At 62.1% G+C, this 23,006-nt stretch carries 25 protein-coding genes; 10 read left to right on the top strand and 15 right to left on the bottom strand.

Annotated elements, in window-relative coordinates:
- Positions 1 to 47: 47 nt before the first annotated feature.
- Positions 48 to 1,388 carry a methylenetetrahydrofolate--tRNA-(uracil(54)-C(5))-methyltransferase (FADH(2)-oxidizing) TrmFO gene (trmFO, locus tag GL286_RS07135; RefSeq protein ID WP_155094844.1) on the top strand — a complete coding sequence of 447 codons (1,341 nt, stop codon included), beginning with the start codon at positions 48 to 50 and terminating at the stop codon, positions 1,386 to 1,388.
- On the top strand, positions 1,385 to 2,224 hold the full coding sequence (gluQRS, locus tag GL286_RS07130) for a tRNA glutamyl-Q(34) synthetase GluQRS (RefSeq protein ID WP_155094843.1): 840 nt from the start codon (positions 1,385 to 1,387) through the stop codon (positions 2,222 to 2,224). The genes trmFO and gluQRS overlap by 4 nt, the downstream gene beginning before the upstream one ends.
- Here gluQRS and hisI read toward each other — a convergent pair.
- Complete coding sequence (gene hisI / locus GL286_RS07125) at positions 2,206 to 2,571, bottom strand: phosphoribosyl-AMP cyclohydrolase (protein WP_155094842.1); 366 nt, start codon at positions 2,569 to 2,571, stop codon at positions 2,206 to 2,208. The genes gluQRS and hisI overlap by 19 nt on opposite strands.
- A gap of 70 nt (positions 2,572 to 2,641) precedes the next feature.
- Between hisI and GL286_RS07120 the strand changes: the two genes are divergently transcribed.
- Entirely contained in the window at positions 2,642 to 3,079 is a 438-nt protein-coding gene (locus GL286_RS07120) for an iron-sulfur cluster assembly scaffold protein (RefSeq protein WP_155094841.1), read from the top strand.
- Positions 3,080 to 3,396: 317 nt separating this feature from the next.
- On the opposite strand, the gene recG is transcribed toward GL286_RS07120, so the two are convergent.
- From recG to sciP, 4 genes are all read right to left on the bottom strand, one after another.
- A complete protein-coding gene (gene recG, locus GL286_RS07115) occupies positions 3,397 to 5,508 on the bottom strand; it encodes an ATP-dependent DNA helicase RecG (protein WP_155094840.1) in 2,112 nt (703 codons plus the stop codon).
- Positions 5,484 to 7,769, bottom strand: a complete 2,286-nt coding sequence (gene ligA / locus GL286_RS07110) for an NAD-dependent DNA ligase LigA (RefSeq protein ID WP_425496090.1) — start codon at positions 7,767 to 7,769, stop codon at positions 5,484 to 5,486. Before ligA ends, recG begins: the two co-directional genes overlap by 25 nt.
- A 103-nt stretch (positions 7,770 to 7,872) precedes the next feature.
- Positions 7,873 to 8,589, bottom strand: coding sequence for a response regulator transcription factor CtrA (gene ctrA, locus GL286_RS07105; RefSeq protein ID WP_155094839.1), 717 nt, complete (start codon positions 8,587 to 8,589; stop codon positions 7,873 to 7,875).
- A gap of 92 nt (positions 8,590 to 8,681) precedes the next feature.
- On the bottom strand, positions 8,682 to 8,957 hold the full coding sequence (gene sciP, locus GL286_RS07100) for a CtrA inhibitor SciP (protein ID WP_155094933.1): 276 nt from the start codon (positions 8,955 to 8,957) through the stop codon (positions 8,682 to 8,684).
- Positions 8,958 to 9,126: 169 nt separating this feature from the next.
- Here sciP and mnmA point away from each other — a divergent pair, with 169 nt between their 5' ends.
- A complete protein-coding gene (mnmA, locus tag GL286_RS07095) occupies positions 9,127 to 10,293 on the top strand; it encodes a tRNA 2-thiouridine(34) synthase MnmA (protein ID WP_155094838.1) in 1,167 nt (388 codons plus the stop codon).
- Between the two features lie 3 nt (positions 10,294 to 10,296).
- On the opposite strand, the gene GL286_RS07090 is transcribed toward mnmA, so the two are convergent.
- Complete coding sequence (locus GL286_RS07090) at positions 10,297 to 10,704, bottom strand: SufE family protein (protein ID WP_155094837.1); 408 nt, start codon at positions 10,702 to 10,704, stop codon at positions 10,297 to 10,299.
- Positions 10,705 to 10,843: 139 nt separating this feature from the next.
- Here GL286_RS07090 and GL286_RS07085 point away from each other — a divergent pair, with 139 nt between their 5' ends.
- On the top strand, positions 10,844 to 11,362 hold the full coding sequence (locus GL286_RS07085; RefSeq protein ID WP_246184862.1) for a hypothetical protein: 519 nt from the start codon (positions 10,844 to 10,846) through the stop codon (positions 11,360 to 11,362).
- A 54-nt stretch (positions 11,363 to 11,416) separates the two neighbouring features.
- Here the strand turns inward: GL286_RS07085 and GL286_RS07080 are convergent, their stop codons facing one another.
- From GL286_RS07080 to miaB, 4 genes are all read right to left on the bottom strand, one after another.
- Positions 11,417 to 11,965 (bottom strand): GNAT family N-acetyltransferase, encoded by a 549-nt coding sequence (locus GL286_RS07080; RefSeq protein WP_155094836.1) that lies wholly within the window; start codon positions 11,963 to 11,965, stop codon positions 11,417 to 11,419.
- Positions 11,966 to 12,075: 110 nt separating this feature from the next.
- The gene (gene rpmA / locus GL286_RS07075) at positions 12,076 to 12,348 is read right to left on the bottom strand and encodes a 50S ribosomal protein L27 (protein WP_134679265.1); all 273 of its coding nucleotides are present in this window, start codon (positions 12,346 to 12,348) and stop codon (positions 12,076 to 12,078) included.
- Between the two features lie 18 nt (positions 12,349 to 12,366).
- Complete coding sequence (gene rplU, locus GL286_RS07070) at positions 12,367 to 12,792, bottom strand: 50S ribosomal protein L21 (RefSeq protein ID WP_155094835.1); 426 nt, start codon at positions 12,790 to 12,792, stop codon at positions 12,367 to 12,369.
- Positions 12,793 to 12,996: 204 nt separating this feature from the next.
- A complete protein-coding gene (gene miaB, locus GL286_RS07065) occupies positions 12,997 to 14,355 on the bottom strand; it encodes a tRNA (N6-isopentenyl adenosine(37)-C2)-methylthiotransferase MiaB (RefSeq protein WP_155094834.1) in 1,359 nt (452 codons plus the stop codon).
- 67 nt (positions 14,356 to 14,422) lie between these two features.
- On the opposite strand from miaB, the gene GL286_RS07060 reads away from it, so the two are divergent.
- Entirely contained in the window at positions 14,423 to 14,764 is a 342-nt protein-coding gene (locus GL286_RS07060) for a TfoX/Sxy family protein (RefSeq protein ID WP_155094833.1), read from the top strand.
- Here GL286_RS07060 and GL286_RS07055 read toward each other — a convergent pair.
- Positions 14,743 to 15,192 carry a DUF2380 domain-containing protein gene (locus tag GL286_RS07055; RefSeq protein ID WP_155094832.1) on the bottom strand — a complete coding sequence of 150 codons (450 nt, stop codon included), beginning with the start codon at positions 15,190 to 15,192 and terminating at the stop codon, positions 14,743 to 14,745. The genes GL286_RS07060 and GL286_RS07055 overlap by 22 nt on opposite strands.
- A 209-nt stretch (positions 15,193 to 15,401) precedes the next feature.
- On the opposite strand from GL286_RS07055, the gene GL286_RS07050 reads away from it, so the two are divergent.
- Positions 15,402 to 16,763, top strand: coding sequence for an aminotransferase (locus GL286_RS07050; RefSeq protein ID WP_155094831.1), 1,362 nt, complete (start codon positions 15,402 to 15,404; stop codon positions 16,761 to 16,763).
- 15 nt (positions 16,764 to 16,778) lie between these two features.
- On the opposite strand, the gene GL286_RS07045 is transcribed toward GL286_RS07050, so the two are convergent.
- Positions 16,779 to 17,048, bottom strand: coding sequence for a DUF3572 domain-containing protein (locus GL286_RS07045; RefSeq protein ID WP_155094830.1), 270 nt, complete (start codon positions 17,046 to 17,048; stop codon positions 16,779 to 16,781).
- Positions 17,049 to 17,162: 114 nt separating this feature from the next.
- Here GL286_RS07045 and GL286_RS07040 point away from each other — a divergent pair, with 114 nt between their 5' ends.
- From GL286_RS07040 to GL286_RS07030, 3 genes are all read left to right on the top strand, one after another.
- On the top strand, positions 17,163 to 18,563 hold the full coding sequence (locus tag GL286_RS07040) for a diguanylate cyclase (RefSeq protein WP_155094829.1): 1,401 nt from the start codon (positions 17,163 to 17,165) through the stop codon (positions 18,561 to 18,563).
- 77 nt (positions 18,564 to 18,640) lie between these two features.
- Complete coding sequence (locus tag GL286_RS07035; protein ID WP_155094828.1) at positions 18,641 to 19,051, top strand: DUF983 domain-containing protein; 411 nt, start codon at positions 18,641 to 18,643, stop codon at positions 19,049 to 19,051.
- The gene (locus GL286_RS07030; protein ID WP_170295080.1) at positions 19,048 to 19,728 is read left to right on the top strand and encodes an NUDIX hydrolase; all 681 of its coding nucleotides are present in this window, start codon (positions 19,048 to 19,050) and stop codon (positions 19,726 to 19,728) included. The genes GL286_RS07035 and GL286_RS07030 overlap by 4 nt, the downstream gene beginning before the upstream one ends.
- A 3-nt stretch (positions 19,729 to 19,731) precedes the next feature.
- Here the strand turns inward: GL286_RS07030 and GL286_RS07025 are convergent, their stop codons facing one another.
- The 3 genes from GL286_RS07025 to GL286_RS07015 form a co-directional block, all read right to left on the bottom strand.
- Complete coding sequence (locus GL286_RS07025) at positions 19,732 to 20,502, bottom strand: enoyl-CoA hydratase-related protein (protein WP_155094827.1); 771 nt, start codon at positions 20,500 to 20,502, stop codon at positions 19,732 to 19,734.
- A 67-nt stretch (positions 20,503 to 20,569) separates the two neighbouring features.
- Positions 20,570 to 21,022 (bottom strand): cytochrome c-type biogenesis protein, encoded by a 453-nt coding sequence (locus tag GL286_RS07020; protein ID WP_155094826.1) that lies wholly within the window; start codon positions 21,020 to 21,022, stop codon positions 20,570 to 20,572.
- Between the two features lie 4 nt (positions 21,023 to 21,026).
- Positions 21,027 to 22,988 carry a heme lyase CcmF/NrfE family subunit gene (locus GL286_RS07015; protein ID WP_155094825.1) on the bottom strand — a complete coding sequence of 654 codons (1,962 nt, stop codon included), beginning with the start codon at positions 22,986 to 22,988 and terminating at the stop codon, positions 21,027 to 21,029.
- Between the last annotated feature and the right edge of the window lie 18 nt (positions 22,989 to 23,006).

Genomic DNA, 23,006 nt, shown 5'->3' with positions numbered 1-23,006 from the left:
GCCGGATACGGGTGCTATGACGCCCGCCTGACGCGAAGGGGTAAGACATGGAACCGATCCACATCATCGGCGCGGGCCTTGCAGGGTCCGAGGCGGCTTGGCAGATCACGCGCGCGGGCGTGCCCGTCGTGCTGCACGAGATGCGCCCCTCGATCGAGACCTTCGCCCATCGTACCGGCGATTGCGCCGAGATGGTCTGCTCGAACAGTTTCCGCTCGGATGACGACCAGATGAACGCCGTGGGCCAGTTGCATTGGGAAATGCGCGCGGCTGGTGGTCTCATCATGTCCATGGCCGACCGCCACCGCCTGCCCGCAGGCGGCGCTTTGGCCGTTGACCGCGACGCCTTCTCCGCTGCCGTGACCGAAGCCCTGCGTAACGAGCCGCTGGTTACCTTCGCCCCCGGCGAGGTGACAGAACTGCCGAGTGACGGTCGCTGGATCGTCGCCACCGGCCCGTTGACTTCACCGGCTCTGGGCAATTCGATCCTCGCTGCGACCGAGGAAGGCTCGCTCGCCTTTTTCGACGCCATCGCCCCCATCGTCCATGCCGAGACCATCGACATGTCGATCTGCTGGCTGCAAAGCCGCTACGACAAGGGCGAGACCAAGGAAGAGCGCACCGCCTATATCAACTGCCCGATGACGCGCGAAGACTATGAGGGCTTCATCGATGCCCTTCTCGCCGCCGACAAGACCGAGTTCCATGAGGGCGAGACCGCCGGCTATTTCGACGGCTGCCTGCCGATCGAGGTCATGGCCGAGCGCGGCCGCGAGACCCTGCGCCACGGTCCGATGAAACCCGTCGGTCTGACGAACACCCATAAGCCGACAGAAAAAGCCTATGCCGTTGTCCAGCTTCGCCGCGATAACGCCTTGGGCACGCTGTATAATATCGTCGGCTTCCAGACCAAGATGAAGTACGGCGCGCAGACCGAGGTCTTCCGCCGCATCCCCGGCCTGCAGAACGCCAGCTTCGCCCGTCTGGGCGGCATCCACCGCAACACTTTCCTGAACTCGCCGCGCCTGATCGACGACCGGCTGCGTTTGCGCTCGCGTCCGAACCTGCGTTTCGCGGGTCAGGTCACTGGCGTCGAAGGCTATGTGGAATCCGCCGCGATGGGGCTGCTCGCCGGTCGCATGGCCGCGGCCGAGGCGCTTGGCCGCGATCTTCCGCCGCCGCCCGTGACCACCTCGATGGGCGCGCTGGTCAATCACATCACTGGCGGCGCGGATGCAAAGACCTTTCAGCCGATGAACGTGAATTTCGGTCTTTATCCGCCGCTGGACGAAATGCGTGGCGGGCGCAAGGGCCGCAAGGATCGCTATCCGGCCTATACCGACCGCGCGAAAGCCGATTTCCAAGGCTGGCTCTCGGGGCAGAATTGAACCGCACGCGGTTCGCCCCCTCGCCCACCGGTCCCTTGCATCTGGGCCATGCCTTCGCGGCACTGACGGCAGCAAAACTGGCCGATTCCGGCCAGTTTCTGCTGCGGATCGAGGATATCGACCAAAGCCGCTGCCGCCCGGAATATGAGGCGATGATCTTTGAGGACCTGCATTGGCTGGGCCTAGACTGGCCCCTGCCCGCGATGCGTCAGTCCGACCGCCTGCCTGCCTATCAATCCGCTTTGGACCGCCTCACGGCACTGGGCCTAACCTATCCCTGCCAATGCCGACGCGCCGATATCCGCGCGGCGCTTGCGGCCCCGCAGGAAGGGGTCGAGCCGGTCATTGGTCCCGACGGCCCGGTCTATCCCGGCACCTGCCGACATCGGACAATGGCCGCGTCTGGCCCGGAAGACGCAATCCGCCTGAACATGGCCCGCGCGCTGGATCACCTGCGCGCTGATGGGATCGCCTTCGAGGATGAGAATATCGCCCCCCCGCACCACCTGTCAGCCGAACAGATGATCTCTGGCATCGGCGACGTGGTTCTGGCCCGTCGCGGCATGGGCACCAGCTATCACCTGTCAGTCGTGGTGGACGATGCCGAGCAGGGCATCACCTTGGTCACGCGCGGCAAGGACCTGCTGGATTCGACCTATATCCATGTCCTGCTGCAGCGCCTGCTGGACCTGCCCTTCCCGCGCTACCACCATCATCGCCTGATCCGCGACGATCAGGGCAAGCGGCTTGCCAAACGCGACGACGCCCGCGCTCTGCGGCTTTACCGCGAACAAGGCATGAGCGCCGCCGAAATCCGTCAGTCGTTGGGATTCTGAGGCTGCATGATCTCGACCTCGGCCCCCTCGCGGATCGCGGTATAGAAGCAGCTGCGACGGTTGGTGTGGCAGGCAGGTCCGACCTGCTCGACCAACACCAACAGGCAGTCGCGGTCACAATCGACCCGCATCTCCACCAACTTCTGCACGTGCCCCGAGCTTTCGCCCTTGACCCAGAAGCTTTGGCGCGAGCGCGACCAATAGGTGACTTTGCCGCTCTCCAGCGTGCGCGCCACCGATTCCGCATTCATCCATGCCATCATCAGCACCTCGCCGTTGCGATGGTCCTGCGCAATCGCCGGGATCAGGCCGTTCCCGTCGTATTTCAGTGTCGCAGCGTCGAACATCGGCTTTCCTTTCGGCTGGGTCGCCCCTATCTAATCGTGACCCGCACCAAGGAAAACCCCAAGGTCCGCCATGTCTGACAGCGATCTCATGCAGCTTTATTCCCGCCGGATTCTGGCACTTGCCTCGGATATTCCGCATCTGGGCAAGCTTGAGAACCCTGCGGGAAGCGCGCATCGCCGCTCACCGCAATGCGGAAGTTCGGTGACCGCGCATGTGGTGATGAACGGCGACCAGATCGCAGATTTCTCGCAAGAGGTGCGGGCCTGCGCATTGGGGCAAGCCTCGGCTGCGGTGCTGGGCGGCGCTGTCATCGGCCGCACACGCGACGAAATCGCCCATGCGATCGAGGAACTGACCGCGATGCTCAAGACCGAAGGCCCCGTCCCGTCCGAGCCCTTCGCGGAACTTGAAACCCTGCTGCCCGCCCGCGATTTTCCGAATCGTCACGCCTCGATCCTGTTGGCATGGCAGGCCACGCTGGACGCTATCGACGCCACGCAGGGCTGACGCAGCCGAAAAGAAAGGCCGACCCCGAAGGGTCGGCAGTTGCGCGCAATCTCACGACCCGGGGAAGGTCTGTGCGAAGCCGGGCGAGGGCTTCGCGAAGCGCGGGGCAGGACAAATACTTGGATCAGGCGACCATGCCCGTCGGGACGATGGTCGGAAGCGAGAATAGAAAAATCGCCATCAGCGAGATGGCAACGACACCAACGAGATCGGCAAGAGTTTCACGGCTCATGTCTGTTCTCCACGCTATGTTTGCACTTTGTTCTCACCGAATCGGAACAAAGTAAAGAACATTTTAAGAACATCGTGATTGACAGCTATCCGGCTGTGATCAGGCGTATCGCGCGGTCCTGTTCCATCAGCCAAAGCAGCAGCCTTACGGCCCGCCCGCGATCGCTCTCCATTTTGGGATCACGTTCTAGAAATGCCTGCGCATCCTTGCGGGCTATGGCCATCAACGCACCCTGTCGTTCAAGATCGGCAATGCGGAAACGCGGCAATCCGGATTGCGCCGTTCCGATCACATCACCCGCACCGCGCATGGCCAGATCTTCCTCGGCGATGCGGAAGCCGTCCTCGGTCTCGCGCAGGATGCCCAATCGACGGCGACCGGTCTCGGTCAGGGGCTCGTGATACATCAGCAAGCAGCTCGACGCCTTTGAGCCGCGACCGACCCGCCCACGCAACTGGTGCAACTGGGCCAAGCCGAAGTTCTCGGCCCGCTCGATCACCATGATCGTGGCTTCGGGAACATCGACGCCCACCTCGATCACCGTGGTCGCGACCAGAATGGCCGCCCGCCCCGAGGCAAAATCCGCCATTGCCGCGTCACGCTCATCGGCAGGCATCTGCCCATGAACCAGCCGGACCTGATCGCCAAAGCGGGCGCGCAGTTCCTTGAACCGCGCCTCAGCCGCTGTCAGATCGACGGCTTCGCTTTCCTCGACCAAGGGACAGACCCAATAGGCCCGCGCCCCTTCGTCGATAGCCCGTGCGAGATGTTCGATGATATCGCCCATCCGGCTGTCCGGGATCACGGTCGTCCTGATCGGCTGGCGACCCACGGGTTTTTCATCCAGCACCGACAGATCCATATCGCCGAACTGCGCCAGCGCCAACGAGCGCGGGATCGGCGTCGCGGTCATCACCAGCATATCGGGAGGAAGATGCGTGCCCTTGGTCCCCAGCTCCATCCGCTGGTTCACACCGAAGCGGTGCTGTTCGTCGATGATGGCCAAGCGCAGGTCGTTGAACTCGACCGTTTTCTGGATCACGGCATGGGTTCCGACCAATATGTCGATCCGGCCCTCGGCTAGGTCGGTCAGGATATTGGCCCGCGCGTCGCCCTTGTCGCGTCCGGTCAGCACCTCAAGGCGGACGCCCGCCAAACGGGCCAAAGGCTCCAGCGCACGGAAATGCTGGCGGGCAAGGATCTCGGTCGGCGCCATCATCACGCCCTGCCCGCCCGCCTCGACCGCGACCAGCAAAGACAGGAACGCGACCAAGGTCTTGCCCGCACCGACATCGCCCTGCAGCAACCGGTTCATCCGGCGCGGCTCGGCCATATCCTCGGCAATCTCGTGAACCGAGCGGGTCTGCGCTCCGGTCGGAGGCCAGGGCAGCCCCGCCAGAACCTTGCCGCGCAGACGACCGTCGCCATGGGTCGAAAGGCCGGTCTGACGCCTGCGATCGCGCCGGAGCAGCGCCAGCGTCATCTGATGCGCGAACAATTCGTCGTAGGCCAACCGCGCCCGCGCCGGATCGGTCGGCGACAGGTTCTGCGGTCCCTGCGGCGCATGGGCCTGCGTCAAGGCATCGACCCAACGGGGCCACCCTTCGCGCGAAACGACGCTAGGGTCGGCCCATTCCGCCACCTCGGGCAAGCGTGACATTGCGGCTGCCACGGCTTTTTGCACCACCCCTTGCGTCAGGCGACCAGAAAGCGGGTAGACCGGTTCGAACTCGGGCGGAGGCGCAGATTTTTCGGGGCCGACATGATCGGGATGCACCATCTGGGCCATGCCGTCGAACAATTCGATCTTGCCCGAGATCAGACGACGCGCTCCGACCGGAAACTGACCCTCGATCCACTCTTTACGCGCATGGAAAAAGACCAGTTGAATATCCCCGACCCCGTCCGAGCAATGCACCCGCCACGGCCGGCCTTTCGACGATGGCGGGTGATGCCGTTCGACGTTCAGGGTGACGGTGACAATTTCCGGCGGATGCGCCTCGGCCAGCCGCGTGATCGGACGGCGGCGGATGCCCGAATGCGGCAAGGTCAGCACGAGATCGCGCGGACGGGTCACGCCCATCTGCGCAAACGCCTCGGCTGCCTTGGGGCCGACGCCGGACAGGGTTTCGAGCCCGGCAAATAGCGGAAACAATGCGGGTGGACGTCCGCCTACCCCTTGGCGATCGCCAGCCATTCGTCCTCATCTATAACCTTGATGCCCAGATCGGCGGCTTTCTTTGCCTTGGAGCCAGCCCCCGGTCCAGCAATCAGCAGATCGGTTTTCGCCGAAACCGAACCCGCGACATGCGCGCCCAATGCCTCGGCACGGGCCTTTGCCTCGGCACGGGTCATTTTTTCCAGTGTGCCGGTAAAAACCAGCGTCTTGCCGGTAATTTCACTGTCGGTCGCACGCGCTTCGGGGGCAAGGATCGTCAAGAAACCGACCAGCCGATCAATCGCCGCGCGTTCCTTGGCATTGCTGAATGCTTCGGACAACGACATCACCAGAACGGGGCCGATTCCGTTTGCCGACAACGCATCCTCCCATGCGGCCCGCGCATCGGGAGGCAGATCGAACTGTTCCAGCACCGCAGCGCGCGCCTCGGAGATGCGGGCACGACGGCCTTCATGCTCGGCTGCTTCGCGCTCGGCCTCGGCAGCGAGATCGGCGGCGCGGTGGGCCTCGGCAGCAGGATGCAATCGATCCAGCGAAGCCGCCAAGGCGTCAAAACTACCATAGTGGCGCGCGACGTCCGCGGCCGCCACTTCGCCCAGATGACGGATGCCAAGCGCGAAAAGCAGCTTCGCCAAGGCGATCTGGCGCTGCTTGTCGATTGCGTTGAACAGGCTGGTCGCGCTTTTCTCGCCCCAGCCCTCACGGTTCTTCAACTGCCTTGGCTGGCCTGATCCAAAGCGATCCTGCAGGGTGAAAATATCGGCTGGCTCGGCGATCCAGCCATCGCGGAACAGCTCCTCGACCAGCTTCGCGCCCAGACCGTCAATATCGAACGCTGCCCGCGATACGAAATGCTTGAGCTTTTCGACAGCCTGCGCCGGACAGATCAACCCGCCCGTACAACGGCGGGCCGAGTCCCCCTCCTCGCGCACGGCGGGCGAACCGCATTCGGGACAGGTCTTCGGAAATGCGTAGCTAACGGCCTCGGCGGGGCGTTTCGCCAGATCGACATCGGCGACCTTCGGAATGACATCACCGGCGCGATAGACCTCGACCCAATCGCCGACGCGAATGTCCTTGCCGCCGCGGATCTCGCTGCCGTCAGCCCCGAGACCGGCAATGTAATCCTCGTTGTGCAGGGTCGCGTTCGAGACGACGACCCCCCCTACTGTCACGGGATGCAGGCGGGCGACCGGACTTAACGCACCGGTCCGACCAACCTGAATGTCGATTGCCTCAAGCCGGGTCCAAGCCCGCTCAGCAGGAAACTTATGCGCGATCGCCCAACGCGGCGTGGTCGAGCGCATCCCCATCCGGGCCTGATAGCCAAGGTCATTCACCTTGTAGACCACGCCATCAATGTCATAGCCCAATGTGGCGCGCATCTGTTCGATGCCTGACCAGACCGCGATCAGCTCGTCCACCGAATGACACAGCCGCATGTTGGGGTTGGTCCGGAAACCGAATTCGAGCATGCGCTCAACGGCCCCCATCTGCGTCACCGCCAAAGGCTGGCTAAGCTGGCCCCAGGCATAGGCGAAGAAGCGCAGCGGACGCGCAGCAGTCACCGCTGGATCGAGTTGCCGCAGCGAACCGGCAGCCGCATTGCGCGGATTGGCAAAGGTCCGGCCGCTATCCGAGGCGTTCAGTTTTTCGAAATCCTCGTGCGACATGTAGACTTCGCCACGGATCTCGACGACTTCGGGAATGTCGTCGCCAGAAAGCCGCTGCGGGATATCCGAAATCGTCCGCGCGTTGGGTGTGACGTTTTCGCCTAGCGCACCATCGCCGCGCGTCGCGGCCAACACGAGTTCGCCATGCTCGTAGCGCAGCGACAATGAAAGCCCGTCGATCTTGGGTTCGGCAGTCACTTCAACCGGAGCAGAGGACGGCAGGCTCAGGAAAGTCCGGATACGCTGGACGAATGCTTGGACATCTTCGGCGTCGAAGGCATTTTCCAATGACAGCATCGGAACGCTGTGCGCCGCCTTGGGGAAGCGGCCATCCGGTGCCGCACCGACCTTGGTCGTCGGGCTTTCCTGACTGGCATATTCGGGAAAATACTGTTCAAGCGCGGCCAGCCGACGCTTCTTGGCATCATATTCGGCATCGCTTAGCTCGGGAGCATCCTCGGTATGATAGGCCTGATCGGCTAGCAGCAACTCCTGTGTCAGATGCGCAATTTCATCCGCAGCAAGATCGGGGGCCATGCTTTCGGGCAATTCGGGCGCTGACCCTGCTGGTCCGGTCTCAGGGTGATCCTTATTGTCTTGGGCCATCCTTGCCTCCGCCACTAAGACCCGCGAAAGGTCGTTCTTCAGGGCCAAGGTGATAGCTTCTGGCGTAAGACCTTGTCCAGCGCCAGAGGTCAGGATCACGTCGTCAGGCGCGCAAGGCCAGGCGTTCGGGCGCTTGCGTCTCGGTGGCGGGATCGCGCAGCACATAACCGCGTCCCCAGACGGTTTCGATATGGTTTTCACCATTCAGCACCGCCGCAAGCTTTTTGCGCAACTTGCAAACGAAGACGTCGATGATCTTCAGCTCCGGCTCGTCCAGACCGCCATAAAGATGATTCAGGAACATTTCCTTGGTCAGCGTGGTGCCCTTGCGCAGACTCAGCAGCTCAAGGATCTGGTATTCCTTGCCCGTCAGATTGACCGGACGCCCTTCGACTTCGACCGAGCGCGCATCCAGATTCACGACCATGCCGCCCGTACGGATGATCGACTGGCTATGTCCCTTGGAGCGGCGGATAATAGCATGGATACGCGCCACCAGCTCATCCCGGTTAAAGGGCTTGGTCATATAGTCATCCGCACCGAAGCCGAAGCCGCGAAGCTTGCTTTCCGTATCGTCCGAGCCGGTCAGGATCAGGATCGGGCTGTCAATGCGCGACATGCGGATCTGACGCAGAACCTCCATTCCGTGCATATCCGGCAGATCAAGGTCCAGCAGGATCAGATCATAATCGTACAGGCGGGCCAGATCGATCCCCTCCTCGCCCATGTCGGTCCGGTATACGTTGTAGTTTGCGTGAGTCAGCATCAACTCGATGCTGCGCGCCGTGGTCTGATCATCCTCGACAAGAAGAATTCGCATGTCGTTGCCCCTCGTTGATCCGATTTCGGACTATTGGTTTCACGAAAGCGTTAATATCGCGTTACCGACGATCCAATCTCATCAAATGCAACTTAAGGTTGCTTAAATTTTTGCAACTGCGTGATTTTTAACGCATCCCTTCCATGGCGCTCGATCATATGCGCCCAGGTATCGAACTCCTCCTCGCTCAGATCGTAGCGTTTGATCACATCATCCTTGCTCAGCAGGCCGTATTTTACCGCCGCGACCACGATGGCTTTGCGTCTGGCGACCCATCGCATCCCGACTTCAGGAAGGTCGGCCAGCGTCAGGATCGAGCCGTCTGCCATATGCGCAGTCCGCGGACCGCGTGATTTCTTGACGAACATGTAAAATTCCCATCTTTCACATCTTCGCTTTTGCCAGAGAGTTCTTAAATGCGAGTGAAGCCAAAACGGTTTCCCATGTGCCCTGCCCTTGAGAATTCCGTCATTTTGCCTATAAATGTCGATAAATCCGGCGCGCATGATATCCGCCTGCGCCGCAAAAGGACGATCCATGACAAGCTGCAGCTCCGCCGCTCGCGCAGAAGCGCATGACACGCCATTGAACTCGCTCGGCTTTGCCAAGCCTCCGTCCGAAACCCGCGTGGTTGTCGCGATGTCGGGTGGTGTCGACAGTTCGGTTGTCGCGGCGATGCTGGCGGCCGAGGGCTATGACGTGATCGGCGTGACGCTGCAACTTTATGATCACGGCGCGGCTTTGGCCAAGAAAGGCGCTTGCTGCGCCGGTCAGGATATCCACGATGCCCGCCGCGTGGCCGAGCGTGTGGGCTTCCCGCATTACGTCCTCGACTATGAGAACAAGTTCCGCGAATCCGTGATCGAGGAATTTGCCGACGCCTATCTGGCGGGCGCTACTCCGGTCCCCTGCATCCGCTGCAACGAGCGGGTCAAATTCCGCGACCTGCTGCAAACCGCGCGCGAGCTTGACGCAGACTGCATGGCAACCGGCCATTACATCCGCCGCTTCTACGGTGAGAACGGCTCGGAATTGCATATGGCCGCAGATGCCAATCGCGACCAAAGCTACTTCCTGTTCTCGACCACCTCCGAACAGCTTGATTACCTGCGCTTCCCGCTGGGTGGCCTGCAGAGCAAGGCCGAGACGCGCGCGCTGGCCGCAAAATACGGCCTTGCCGTCGCAGACAAGCCTGACAGTCAGGATATCTGCTTCGTTCCCAATGGCGATTACGCCAGCGTAATCGAGAAACTGCGGCCCGGCGCAGCGGATCCGGGCGAAATCGTCGATCTGGACGGCAACGTGCTGGGCACACATCGCGGTGTCATCCATTACACGATCGGCCAGCGTCGCGGTCTGGGCATCGGTGGCCTTGGCGACCCGCTTTATGTCGTGCGACTTGAACCGGAAACCCGCCAAGTCGTCGTCGGCCCCAAACAGGCGCTTGCAACGAAAATCGTTCCCGTGACAGAGGTCAACTGGCTGGGCGACGAGCCGTTCGAAGGCGAGATCGCTGTGACCGCGCGCATCCGCTCGACGCGGCCTCCGCGTCCGGCGATCCTGCGCCCGACCGGAAAGAACCGCGCCGAGGTCGAACTTCTCGACCCCGAAGAGGGCGTCAGCGCCGGACAGGCCTGCGTGTTCTACGCGACCGAGGGGACGCGCGTTCTGGGCGGCGGCTGGATTACCCACCGCCGCGGCTGATCCTCAGGCGGCGGCCGCGAGCACTCTGATCCGCTCGACCATGGCGCGCAGCCCGTTCGAGCGTTGGGCCGACAGATGTTCCTCAAGCCCCAGCCGACGCAATTCGGATGTAGCGTCGATCTTGGCCACATCGGCAACAGGCACGCCCGAATACAGGGCGTGCAGGATCGCGACCAGACCGCGTACGATCAGCGCATCGCTGTCACCGTCGAAATCGAACCGACCGTCAGTGATGCGCGGCATAATCCAGACCTGACTGGCGCAGCCCTCGACCTTGGTGGCCGGAGCCTGCAAGGCGGGGTCCATCGCAGGCATCGCCTTGCCCAATTCGATGACATGGCGATAGCGCTCTTCCCAATCCTCGAGAAAATCGAAGGTTTCGGCGATTTCTTCAAAGGCGGGCGTGGCCATTTGGCTTCCTTTCGCATTCGTGCGACTTCCGGGCGGACTCGGGCATAGCGCTTCACTCGACCAAGGTCAAAGAGGCTTTCGCCTTTGTCGTCTTTGCCCTATCACTCTGCGGAAACTGGCAAGGAACGGGGGCAGCCAAATGCGGATCAGGACTTTGGGCCAAATTGGCTGCGTGATGCTGCTTGTGGCAGGGTGTGGCCGTTTTGGCGACAGCATGGGCGACAGCAGCTGGAACCCCGGAACATGGTTCGGCGGTTCGAATCAGCCGCAAAGCCTAGAGCCCGAAGGGGGCTATCCGACCACCAATCTCGATGGCCGGACCGGTATCGCGCATGTGGTTTCGGCCCGATGGGAACCGATGTACGAGGGCCGGCTGCTGGTCGTCACCGCCATTCCCGCGACCAAGGGTTGGTGGGATGTCGCGCTGATCACCGAGGAACCCTTGCCCAAGGGCCGCATCCGCGCCGACGACACCGGCGTCCTGCGCTTGCGACTGGTCGGCTATCCGCCGCAGCAGAATAGCGCCGCCAGCAGAAGTGCCGCCAATCCGGCCAGCGACACCATTACCGCCGCGTTGACAATCTCGAAAGAGGCGCTCGCCGGTATCAATCAGGTCGTCATCAGCGGCAGCGGAAATGCCGTTACCCTGAACAAGTAAAAAAGGGCGCCCTCGGGCGCCCTGATCCAACTCCAGTTCAGCCGATGGCCGTGATCAGGCCATCTTGCGCAGATAGGTCCAGGTCGGTACCCGCGCATTGCGCGCGATCGACCAGCTTTCGGCATCGCCAAGATATTCGAACCCGCTATTGGTCAGCACACGGGCCGAACCGGGATTGTCCTGAAATGCCTCGGCGAAAAGGGTCCGCGAGCCATGCGGGTTCGCCGCGACCAAAGCCGCCACAGCCTCGGTGGCGAAACCCGTGTTCCAGAATCCGGCGCCAACCCAGAAACCAAGCTCGGATTGGTCCGGTTCTATCCGCGTCAGAGACACGACGCCAAGCAGTTCAGCAAGCTTGTTCGCCGAGCCGTCGATTGCCCAGACATCTTCGTCACGCTCGGACGATATCGCGCGATTGACGTAAGCCTCTGACGCGCCCGGCGGCAGGGGATGGGGAATCGAGCGCGTGCCCTCGGCCACGCGGCGATCCTGAGTGTAATGCGCGATCAGTCCCGCATCCGACCGCCGCAGCGGCCGAAGAACGAAGCGTTCCGTCGCGATCTCGGTCTGCGGATGCAAAACCGGCGCGATCAGGTCAGTCATAGGTCATTCCTCCCTCGTACTCGAAATAGATATGCATGGTGTCCGGAATGCCGAAGGGGACCGGCTTGCGCCGATCCCCGAAATTTTAGCACCTGAGTGTTAAAACTGGTTTACTCGGCAGCCTCGAGATTGGCCGGCAGCACGGAAATGTAGGTGCGGCCCTTGAGGCCCTTGCGGAAAGTCACCTTGCCGTCGGTCAGCGCGAACAGGGTATGGTCGCGGCCCATGCCGACGTTCGCACCGGCCCACCAGGTGGTGCCGCGCTGACGCACGATGATGTTGCCTGCAACGGCAGCCTGGCCACCGAACAGTTTCACGCCAAGACGGCGACCGGCCGAGTCGCGACCGTTGCGGGACGAACCGCCTGCTTTTTTATGTGCCATGGGTCAGTCTCCTATGTCTTAGTTGGCGTCTGCAGCCGCGGCTTCAGCCTTGGCTTTTTTGGCTTTCGCCGGTTTAGCTGCAGCAGCTTCGACTTTCGTGCGCGCGCCGACGGCTGCTTTCACGTCCGACTTGTCAGCGCCTTTTTCCAGCAGCTCGGTGACGCGAACCAGCGTCAGTTGCTGACGGTGGCCACGGGTGCGCTGCGACGAGTGCTTCCGGCGGCGTTTGACATAGGTGATGACCTTGTCAGCCTTGATGTTGTCGATGACTTCGGCTTGCACACCGGCGCCAGCAACCAGCGGCGCACCGATGGTCGAACCGATCATCAGCACTTCGTTGAATTGCACTTTGTCGCCAGCTTCGGCGTTCAGTTTTTCAACGCGCAGCACATCACCGGCCTGAACCCGGTACTGCTTGCCGCCCGTTTTGAGAACTGCGAACATTCCGTCTTTCCTTGCTTCCATCGCGTCTTACGGCCCCTGCGTGACAGGTGTTCGTGGGTCTGGACCCGCCTTCGGACAGCGCACCCGCTTATCGGATGAGATTAAAATAACGCACCGGCAACGGGCAGATACCCGGCCGGTCGCGGGTATATGGCGGATCTGTCGCGGAAAGTCAACCGGATTGCGGCATGACACCGGCAAAGGTTAACGGCCTTGATCGACCAATTCTCCGGCCAGCGAGTTCGCCGCGCTATGGGTGATCCGGACCCTGACCAGATCGCCGACCTTCGCATCCGGAGCCTCGACGAAGACCGCATGCAGATAATCGGATTTACCGACCATCTGACCGGCCAGACGACCCGGTTTCTCGAAAAGAACGCCCATTTCGCGCCCGACCATGCCCTCTTGCGCGGCCTTTTGCTGGCTGCTTAGCAGGGCCTGAAGTTCTTGCAGGCGGGCATCGGCGACATCGCTATCCACCTCGGGCCGGTCATAGGCCGGAGTGCCCGGACGCGGAGAATATTTGAAGCTGAAGGCCGTGCCGAAATTCACGCGGGCCACCAGATCCAGCGTATCCTGATGGTCCTGATTGGTCTCGCCGGGGAAACCGACGATAAAATCGCTGGTCAGCATGATGTCGGGACGCGCATCGCGGATGCGGTCGATCAGGCGCAGATACTGGTCCACCGTATGCTTGCGGTTCATCGCCTTCAGAATGCGGTTGCTGCCCGATTGCACCGGTAGATGCAAATATGGCATCAGCTTCGGCTCGTTCCGGTGCGCCTCGATCAGATCGTCGGCCATGTCGTTGGGATGGCTGGTGGTGTAGCGGATACGGTCCAGCCCGTCGATTTCGGCGATGGCGCGGATCAGGCGACCGAAGCCCCATTCGCCCCCCTCGCTTGCCGCCCCGTGCCAGCCATTGACGTTCTGACCCAGAAGCGTGATTTCCCGCACCCCGCGTGAGACCAGATCACGCGCCTCGGAAAGGATACGGCTGACCGGACGGCTGACCTCGGCGCCGCGCGTATAAGGCACGACGCAGAACGCACAGAACTTGTCGCAGCCTTCCTGCACGGTCAGGAAAGCGGCGGGAGCCCGACGGGTCGCTGCGGGTTTCGGCAGATGCTCGAATTTATCCTCGGCAGGGAATTCGGTGTCCACGCCCCGACCAGCGCGCGCCATGGCCGGCAAGCGGTGGTAGGCCTGCGGGCCGACGACCAGATCGACGATCGGCATCCGGCGTTGGATTTCCTCGCCCTCGGCCTGCGCGACACAGCCCGCGACGCCGATCTTCAGGTCGGGGCGCTCGGCCTTGAGCGGCTTCAGGCGACCAAGGTCGGAGTACAGCTTCTCGGCCGCTTTTTCGCGGATATGGCAAGTGTTCAGCAACACCATGTCGGCTTGCGACTGATCCTCGGTCAGAACGTAACCTTCCGCGCCCATGGCCTCGGCCATGCGCTGACTGTCATACACGTTCATCTGGCAGCCATAGGTCTTGATGAAAAGCTTCTTGGCGGCCGGCTCGGGATCTTGAGCGGTTTTGCTGGCTAGGTCGGTCATGCCGTGCTGTCCTTGGAGTTCGGGCGCTGATACAGGATAGCGCCCGCTTTGGAAAGTCTGACAGGACATGACCGATCTGACCCAAATCCCGAATATCGGCCCCGCAACCGCGAAATCGCTGATCTCTGCGGGCATTCCCGATGCCGCGAGCCTGCGCAAACTGGGCGCACATGACGCCTATCGCGCGCTGCTGGCTTGTGGGGAACGACCGCATTTCATCGGCTATTACGTCCTGCACATGGCCCTGCAGGGCCGACCATGGAACGATTGCCGTGGCGAGGAAAAAGCCGCGCTCCGCCAGAGTTTCGACACATTGGTCGCCGAAACACGCGGCAAGGATATCTCGGGGATCGAGGCCGCATTGCGCGAAATCGGCCTGATCCCGTCTCAGCCATCGTCCCGTAACTGACGCGCAAGGAACAACGCGGCGCGGCGGTAGGCTTCGTCATTGTCGCCGCGAAAGTTCAGTTCCTTGTGATTCACGAGCTTTTCGGACCCGACATCGATCACGCTGGCAAAGACCTGCAGGATCAGCGTGCTGGTCTTTTGCACGATGATGAACAACCCGCGTTCTGCCCCCTTGTCGCGCAGCATCCCGACCAGACAAGCCGTCGTCTCGCGCGGGCAGGCCGAGGCAACCGCATCGCGACCCAAAATTTCTCCCGACAACTCGCTGGCCAGCACGTCGGCCATCATGTCCAGTCGCCGGATATGGTCCTGTTCCTGATCCTTCGTCTCGTGCGAGGTATCCAGCAACTTGATCGGCAGGATCAGAAGATCATCGGCGCAAGCCGGAGCCGCCCATGCCAAAGCCAAAGCCGTAAGCACTCTGCGCATGACATCCTCCGGATGATGCAAAGCCGTCAGATCCACTTTGCCCAACAAGGGTTAGCCCGCGCAATCCAGAGTTTCGTCTTATGACCGTGGCAGAATGATCCCCAAAGCAGCCGCATTCGGGCAGTCTGCCACCTCCCGTCTGCGCCCCATTGAACGGCTTGAGGCGCACGGATAGCCTGCCCGCAACATCGAACACGGAGGCAAATACCATGAACCAACCACAAAGCTGGGAAGCCCGCGCCGAGGAATACTCGCTATACGGTTTCACCGACATGCCCTCGGTGCACCAGCGTGGCACGGTCGTCGTCACCCATGGCGAAGGGCCCTACATCGTCGATGTGCATGGCCGCCGTTATCTGGATGCGAATTCCGGCCTGTGGAACATGGTCGCGGGCTTCGACCACAAGGGCCTGATCGAGGCCGCCAAGGCGCAATACGAGCGTTTCCCCGGTTATCATTCGTTCTTTGGCCGCATGTCCGACCAGACCGTGATGCTGTCCGAAAAGCTGATCGAGGTCTCGCCCTTCAACCGTGGTCGGGTCTTCTATACGAACTCGGGCTCCGAGGCGAACGACACCATGGTCAAAATCCTGTGGTTCATGCACGCCGCCGAAGGCAAGCCGCAAAAGCGCAAGATCCTGACGCGCTGGAACGCCTATCACGGCGTGACCGCAGTTTCGGCCTCGATGACCGGCAAGCCCTATAACTCGGTCTTCGGCCTGCCCCTGCCGGGCTTCCTGCACCTGACCTGCCCGCATTACTGGCGCTTCGGTGCCGAGGGCGAGACCGAGGAACAATTCGTCAAGCGCCTCGCCAAAGAGCTTGAGGACACGATCGAGCGCGAGGGCGCCGACACCATCGCGGGCTTCTTCGCCGAGCCGGTCATGGGCGCGGGCGGCGTGATCCCCCCGGCCAAGGGCTATTTCCAAGCGATCCTGCCGATCCTGCAGAAGCACGACATTCCGATGGTCTCGGATGAGGTGATCTGCGGCTTTGGGCGCACCGGCAACACCTGGGGCTGCCAGACCTATGACTACATGCCAGACGCGATCATCTCATCGAAGAACCTGACGGCGGGCTTCTTCCCGATGGGCGCGGTGATCCTTTCCGGCGCGCTTGGCGACCGCGTTCAGGCCGCCGTCGAGGCGATCGAGGAATTCCCGCATGGCTTCACCGCCTCGGGCCATCCGGTCGGCTGCGCTATTGCTCTGAAAGCCATTGACGTGGTGATGAACGAAGGTCTGGCCGATAACGTCAAGCGTCTTGCCCCCCGCTTCGAGGCCGGTCTGCAACGCATCGCGCAGAACCCGAACATCGGCGAATATCGCGGTGTGGGCTTCATGTGGGCGCTGGAAGCGGTCAAGGACAAGGCGACCAAGACGCCGTTCGACGGCTCGCTTTCGGTCAGCGAGCGCATCGCCAATACCTGTACCGACCTTGGCCTGATCTGCCGCCCGCTGGGCCAGTCGGTCGTGCTGTGCCCGCCCTTCATCATGACCGAGGGCCAGATGGACGAGATGTTCGAAAAGCTGGAAAAGGCGCTCGACAAGGTCTTCGCCGAAGTCGCCTAAGCCATCAGGGGCGATCTACCAAGGGTCGCCCCCTCCCAGAACCGCGCGGGCCATGACAACGCGCTGCGGTGCAAGTCCCGCAGATTGCGCGAATGCCAATACGCGCTGATCCTGCTCAAGCAGAAAATCCAGCACGAATTGCGCAAATTCCGGTCGTCCGGCCATCGCCGTCAAACCTGCGACATCCGTACCCGACTGGGCCATAAAAGCCGCGACCAGATCGCTATCGCCCGCGATATGGCTGAAGCCAGCATCGGCAATAGCGCGCGCTTCGGAAATATGCATTCGATCCTCGTGTTTTCTTGAACCGGCGCGACGGAAAGTCCCGACCGGAAACCGTTTTTTAACCAATATCCGCGAAACATGCGAACGAGGACAGCAGGTGTAAAGAACAACAATATGAATATCGCAGGGCGCATTCTGGTCGTGGATGGTGTGCCGACAAGCCGGATTACGATGAAGGTCAGGCTGATGTCGGCCTGCTACGAAGTTGCGGTCGCCTCGTCAGGTGTCGAAGCACTGAGAATGATTCCCGTCCTGCAACCCCAGATCGTTCTGATCGGCGCCAGCCTGCCGGACATGCCCTCAGACCAGCTATGTCTGGAACTGCGCTCCCGTCCGGAACGCGCGGATCTGCCGATCATCATGCAGGCGAAAGGCCCCGACCGGATCGCGGCGTTGCGTGCGGGTGCGTCGGCCCTGATCGACGATCTGGACGATGACCTGATCCTGCTGGCCCGTGTGCGCGGCCTGATGCGCAACGACCCCGCAGGCGAGGGTGCGGTCCTGCAAGGTTGCTTGGCCGAGCCCTCGACCGAGTTTTTACGCGACACCCGCTCGCGCGCAGTCTTTGTCTCGGGGCAACCGGCGACCGCGTTAGGCTGGCGACACGCGCTGCAAGGGCGATTGGACTTCAACATGAAGGTCTGCGATGCCGAACGCGCACTTTCGGATGCCGCGCGCGGTGATGTTCCCGAACTTTACCTGATCGCGGCCGATATGCACCAACCGGGCGACGGGTTGCGGCTGCTGTCCGAGCTGCGTTCCCGCCCGCTGTCGCGCGACGCGGCTTTCGTCATCGTCCTGCGCCCCGAACGCGGCGACATGACGGCCGTGGCGCTGGATCTGGGCGCGGGAGATGTGCTGCCTTCGGATATGTCGGGTCCGGGTGCTGCAACCGAAGCCGCGATCCGGATCGAGGCCCAGCTTTCGCGCAAGCGCCAAAGTGATCTTCGTCGTCAGGAAAACCAACGCAATATACTATGGGCGATGACAGATCCGCTGACCGGCCTACATAACCGCCGCTATGCGCTGCCGCGGCTGGCGCAGCTTTTCGACCAGATGATCGGCGAGGAAAGCTCACTGGCGGTCCTCCTGCTTGATCTGGATCGCTTTAAGCAGGTGAACGACAATCACGGCCATGCGGCAGGCGATGCCGTGTTGCGCAACGTCGCGCAGCGATTGGCGCTGGCGCTGCCGCCCGACGCCTTGCTCGCCCGCATGGGGGGCGAAGAATTCCTGATCGCCCTGCCCCACCATTCGGCACAATCCGCCCTGGCCGTTGCCGAGGAAATCCGGCTGCAAATCCAGTCGACTCCGGTCCGGCTGCCAAGCGAATGCCAGATCTCCGAAATCCAGGTCTCGCTTTCAGCCGGAGTCGCGGTTCTGGGTTGCGGTCAGGCCGAGATCGACATTCCCGCGCCGGAACATCTGCTCGCACATGCCGATCGCGCGCTGCTGAACGCCAAAGCCATGGGCCGGAACCGGATCGTGATCGCCGCCTCGGCTCTTGCCGCGTGATCTGCGACACAGGTCCGTCTTCCGTTTTGCCCCGCGCCTGCCTAGATTTAGGATGAGCGGGGAACCGGAGGACCGAGATGGCTCAACCCAATGCCGAAGGCGACAGGCGCGTGAAACCTGCAATGCTGCGCGGCGCCGCAAGACGTTGCCCGAATTGTGGCAAAGGACGCCTGTTCGACGGTTATCTGGCCGTGCGGAACCATTGCGATTCATGCGGCGAGGAATTGTTTCACCACCGCGCCGATGACGGTCCGGCCTATCTGACGATCCTGCTGGTGTCCCATCTGGGCGCCCCGCTATTGCTTGCGGTCTATATGGCATTCCGCCCCTCGGCGATCTCGATGCTGATCGGCTTCGGTCTTGGTGCGATCATTCTGTCACTGGTCTTGCTGCCAGTGATCAAGGGCGGCTTCATCGGCTTCCAATGGGCGCGGCGGATGCATGGATTTGGCGGTGAACGGCAGGCCGAAAAGGCAAGCGCCGCGTGACCGACATCCCCATTCGCGATGCCGCGACACTGATCGTGCTGGACCGTACAGCCCGTGGCGGTCCAGCCGTCCTGATGGGGCAAAGGGGGGCTTCGGCGGCCTTCATGCCCTCGAAATACGTGTTTCCCGGTGGCGCGGTCGATCCCGCCGATACTTCGGCCAAGATGGCAGGACCGCTTGATCCGGTGACGCGACGCCTGCTTGCCTCGGTCAGCAGCGACAGCCCGACCTCGTCCCCTGAGGCGCTGGCCGCCGCCGCACTTCGGGAACTGGCCGAGGAAACCGGCCTGATGACCGGCCCCACCGGAGCCGCACCGCAAGATTGGCAGCATTACCGCGACGCTGGCCTAAGCCCCGACCCTTCGGCACTGATCTATGTGTTCCGCGCAATCACTCCGCCCGGAGGAACGCGGCGCTTCGACGCCCGCTTCCTGCTTCTGGATGCCGAGAAACTTCATGGCGACCGCCATGATTTCAGCGCGGCCTGCGACGAGCTTTCGCATCTGCACTGGGTTCCCCTGACCGAGGCGCGGGCCTTGAACCTGCCGTTCATCACCGAGGTCGTTCTGGCCGAGATTGCCAGCATCGCAAAGCGACCGGGACCGCTTAGCGGCCCCGCCAACGTGCCATTCTTTGACAATCGCACCCGAGATCCGCGTTTCTGCTGGATCACCTGAGCGTTAGCGTCCGGTGAACTTCGCCGAGCGTTTTTGCATGAAGGCGGCAACCCCTTCGGCGAAATCGGCTGTACGGGCCATCTCGGCCTGCAGTTTCGCCTCAAGCGCAAGCTGGGCAGGCATATCATTCGCCGCGCTTTCCGCCAGTGCCCGCCGGATCGCAAGGAACGAACGGGTCGGGCCATTCGCCAACGCCGCCGCACGGCCCCGAATCCGGTCCAAAAATTCGGCGTCCGGAACCGCTTCCCAGATCATCCCCCAATCGGCAGCCTGACGAGCCGGAACCGGATCGGCGAAAAGCATCATGCCCATCGCCCGTGCGGTCCCGACATTGCGCGGAATGATATAGGTTCCTCCGGCATCGGGGATTAGGCCGATCTTGCTGAACGCCTGCACGAACACCGCGCTTTCCGTTGCAATGACCACATCGGCCGCAAGCGCCAGATTGGCCCCCGCGCCTGCCGCGATACCGTTGACCGCCGCGATCACCGGCACCGGTGCGCCGGTGATGGCCGCCAGCATCGGCTCGTATTCCTCGCGCAGGATACGTTCGACATCCAGCCCTGCGGTCGCATCGCCCAGATCCTGACCCGAACAGAAGGCCCGACCGTTTCCGGTCAGAACGACGCAGCGCGTGTCATCAGGCAACGCGCCTAGCGCCTGCGTCAACTCGGCCCGCATGGCACGGTTCAGCGCGTTCATGACCTCCGGGCGGTTCAGCGTGATCTGGGTGATGCCGTCCTGTTGTCCGACGGTGATGGTTTGATAGGTCATGGCTCCTCCGCGTGTTTGGGAGACATCCTGACCGTGGCACCGGTATCACGGAAGAGGCGACCCGACGTCAGTCCCGCATCAACCGCTCGAGCCGCGTCTTTTCCTCGGGGGTCAGCGTGGTTGCGTCAGATTCCGGATCATTGCGCGAGCGGATGAAGCGCCAGCCGATCAGAAGCGCCAGTAGCGCCATCACCGGTCCGGCCAGATACAGCAACCAGTTGATCCCCCGCGCAGGCGGCTCGAACAGGACATATTCGCCGAACCGGTCGGTGACGGATTTCACGGCTTCGGAATCGCTATCTCCCGCAACCAGCCTTTCACGTAGATACAGCCGCAAGTCGCGACTGATCGGAGCATTGGATTCGTCGATCGTCTCACCCTGACAGACCGGACAGCGCAAGATCTTGGAAATTTCCCGCGCCCGTGCTTCGAGCGCGGGATCGGACAACACCTCGTCGGGCTGAACGGCCCAAGACGGGCCCGTAAGCAGCAAGGCAAGGCAAAGGATCAGATAGCGCATCGGATCACTCCGCCGGACGGATGGCATTGGCGGTTCGCACCGCGCCCGCAGCCACCCGGTAGCGCCGGTCGCTCAGGCTGATCAACCCGCCCAAGGCCATCAGTGCCGAACCCAGCCATATCCAGCTTGCGAACGGTTTGATATAGCTGCGAACAGCCCAGCCTCCGCCCTGTTGCGGGTCGCCGATCACCAGATAAAGGTCGCGGAACAAGCGGTTCTGGATCGCAGCTTCGGTCGTGGGCATGGCCTGAACCGGATAGACGCGCTTTTCGGGATGAAGCAATGCCACCTGCCGCCCGTCTTTCGCCACACTCATGGTGGCAACCGTCGAATCGTAATTCGGGCCGGGCAGTTCCTCGACATTTTCCAGTGTGATATTATAGCCCGCGACAGTAAAGGTCTCGCCGACCTGAGCCACGCGGATGTCCTCGACCTGCCAAGCCATCAGCAGGCTCACACCGATGAAGGTCACGCCCAGCCCGCCATGTGAAATCGCCTTGCCCCAGTCTGCGCGGGGCAATCTGAAAAGTCGGGACCAGCCCGAATTGCCCGTCCGAAGCCACAGATCGACAACCGAACCGCCGATCAGCCACGCCCCCAGCCCCGCACCGATCACGGCAAGGGCGGAATGACCTGTCGAGACGGCATAGACAAGCAGCATGACCGCAACGGCAAAAACCAGCGCGCTGCGCAATGGCGCAAAGACCCGATCCAGTTTGCCACGCTTCCACGGAATGATCGCGCCCAAGGGCAGCACGATTGCCAAGGCGATCATGAAGGGGGTGAACGCTTTCTCAAAAAAGGGCGGCCCGACCGAGAGTTTGCGATCCCATAGCATCTCGGCCAGCAGCGGCCAGATCGTCCCGATGAAAACGACGAATGCCGAGACGGCAAGCAGGATGTTATTCAGGACCAGCGCCCCCTCGCGCGAGACGGGGGCAAAGGCCCCTTTGGCCTGCATCGATGTCGCGCGGGCAGAGTAAAGCGTCAGCGCCCCGCCGACGAAAACCGCAAGAATGGCGAGGATAAAGACGCCACGCTCGGGGTCGTTGGCAAAGCTGTGGACCGAGGTGATGACGCCGGACCGCACGATGAACGTTCCGATCAGCGAAAAACCGAAAGCCATGATCGCCAGAAGAATGGTCCAGCTTTTCAGCACCTCGCGCTTTTCGACCACGATCGCCGAATGCAGCAAGGCTCCGGCCAGAAGCCACGGCATGAAGCTGGCATTCTCGACCGGGTCCCAGAACCAGAACCCGCCCCAGCCAAGTTCGTAATAGGCCCACCACGATCCCAGCGCGATACCGATGGTCAGGAAAACCCAGGCCGCCAATGTCCAGGGCCTGACCCAGCGCGCCCAAGCGGCATCGACGCGCCCCTCGATCAGGGCGGCGACTGCGAAGCTGAACGCCATCGATAGGCCGACATAACCAAGGTAAAGAAACGGCGGATGGAACGCGAGACCCGGATCCTGCAGCAGCGGGTTCAGGTCACGCCCGTTGAAGGGGGCCGACTCCATCCGCAGGAACGGGTTCGACGTGAACAGGATGAACGCAAGGAAGGCGACGCCGATCGCGCCTTGCACCGACAGCACCCGCGCCCGAAGACTGGGCGGCAGGTTCGCGTCGAACACCGCAGCCGCCGCTCCAAACAGCGCAAGGATCAGCACCCAAAGCAGCATCGAGCCTTCGTGATTGCCCCAGACGCCCGAGATTTTATAGATCAACGGTTTGGCTGTGTGCGAATTCTCGAACACGAGCTTGACCGAAAAATCCGAGGTCACAAAAGCCATCGTCAACGCGGCAAAAGAGATCGCGATCAGCCCCATCTGGGCCACCGCAGCAGGTCGGGCGCTTTCGATCCAGCCGGTCCAGCCCTTGGCCGCGCCAATCATGGGCACGATCATCTGGAACACAGCCACAGCAAAAGCGAGGATCAAGGCAAAATGGCCAATTTCCGCGTTCATGTGCTCCTCCGGGCAGTT

This window comes from Paracoccus aestuariivivens (genome assembly GCF_009711225.1).
Taxonomy (GTDB): domain Bacteria; phylum Pseudomonadota; class Alphaproteobacteria; order Rhodobacterales; family Rhodobacteraceae; genus Paracoccus; species Paracoccus aestuariivivens.
This window is presented reverse-complemented; position numbering and strand designations above follow the sequence as displayed.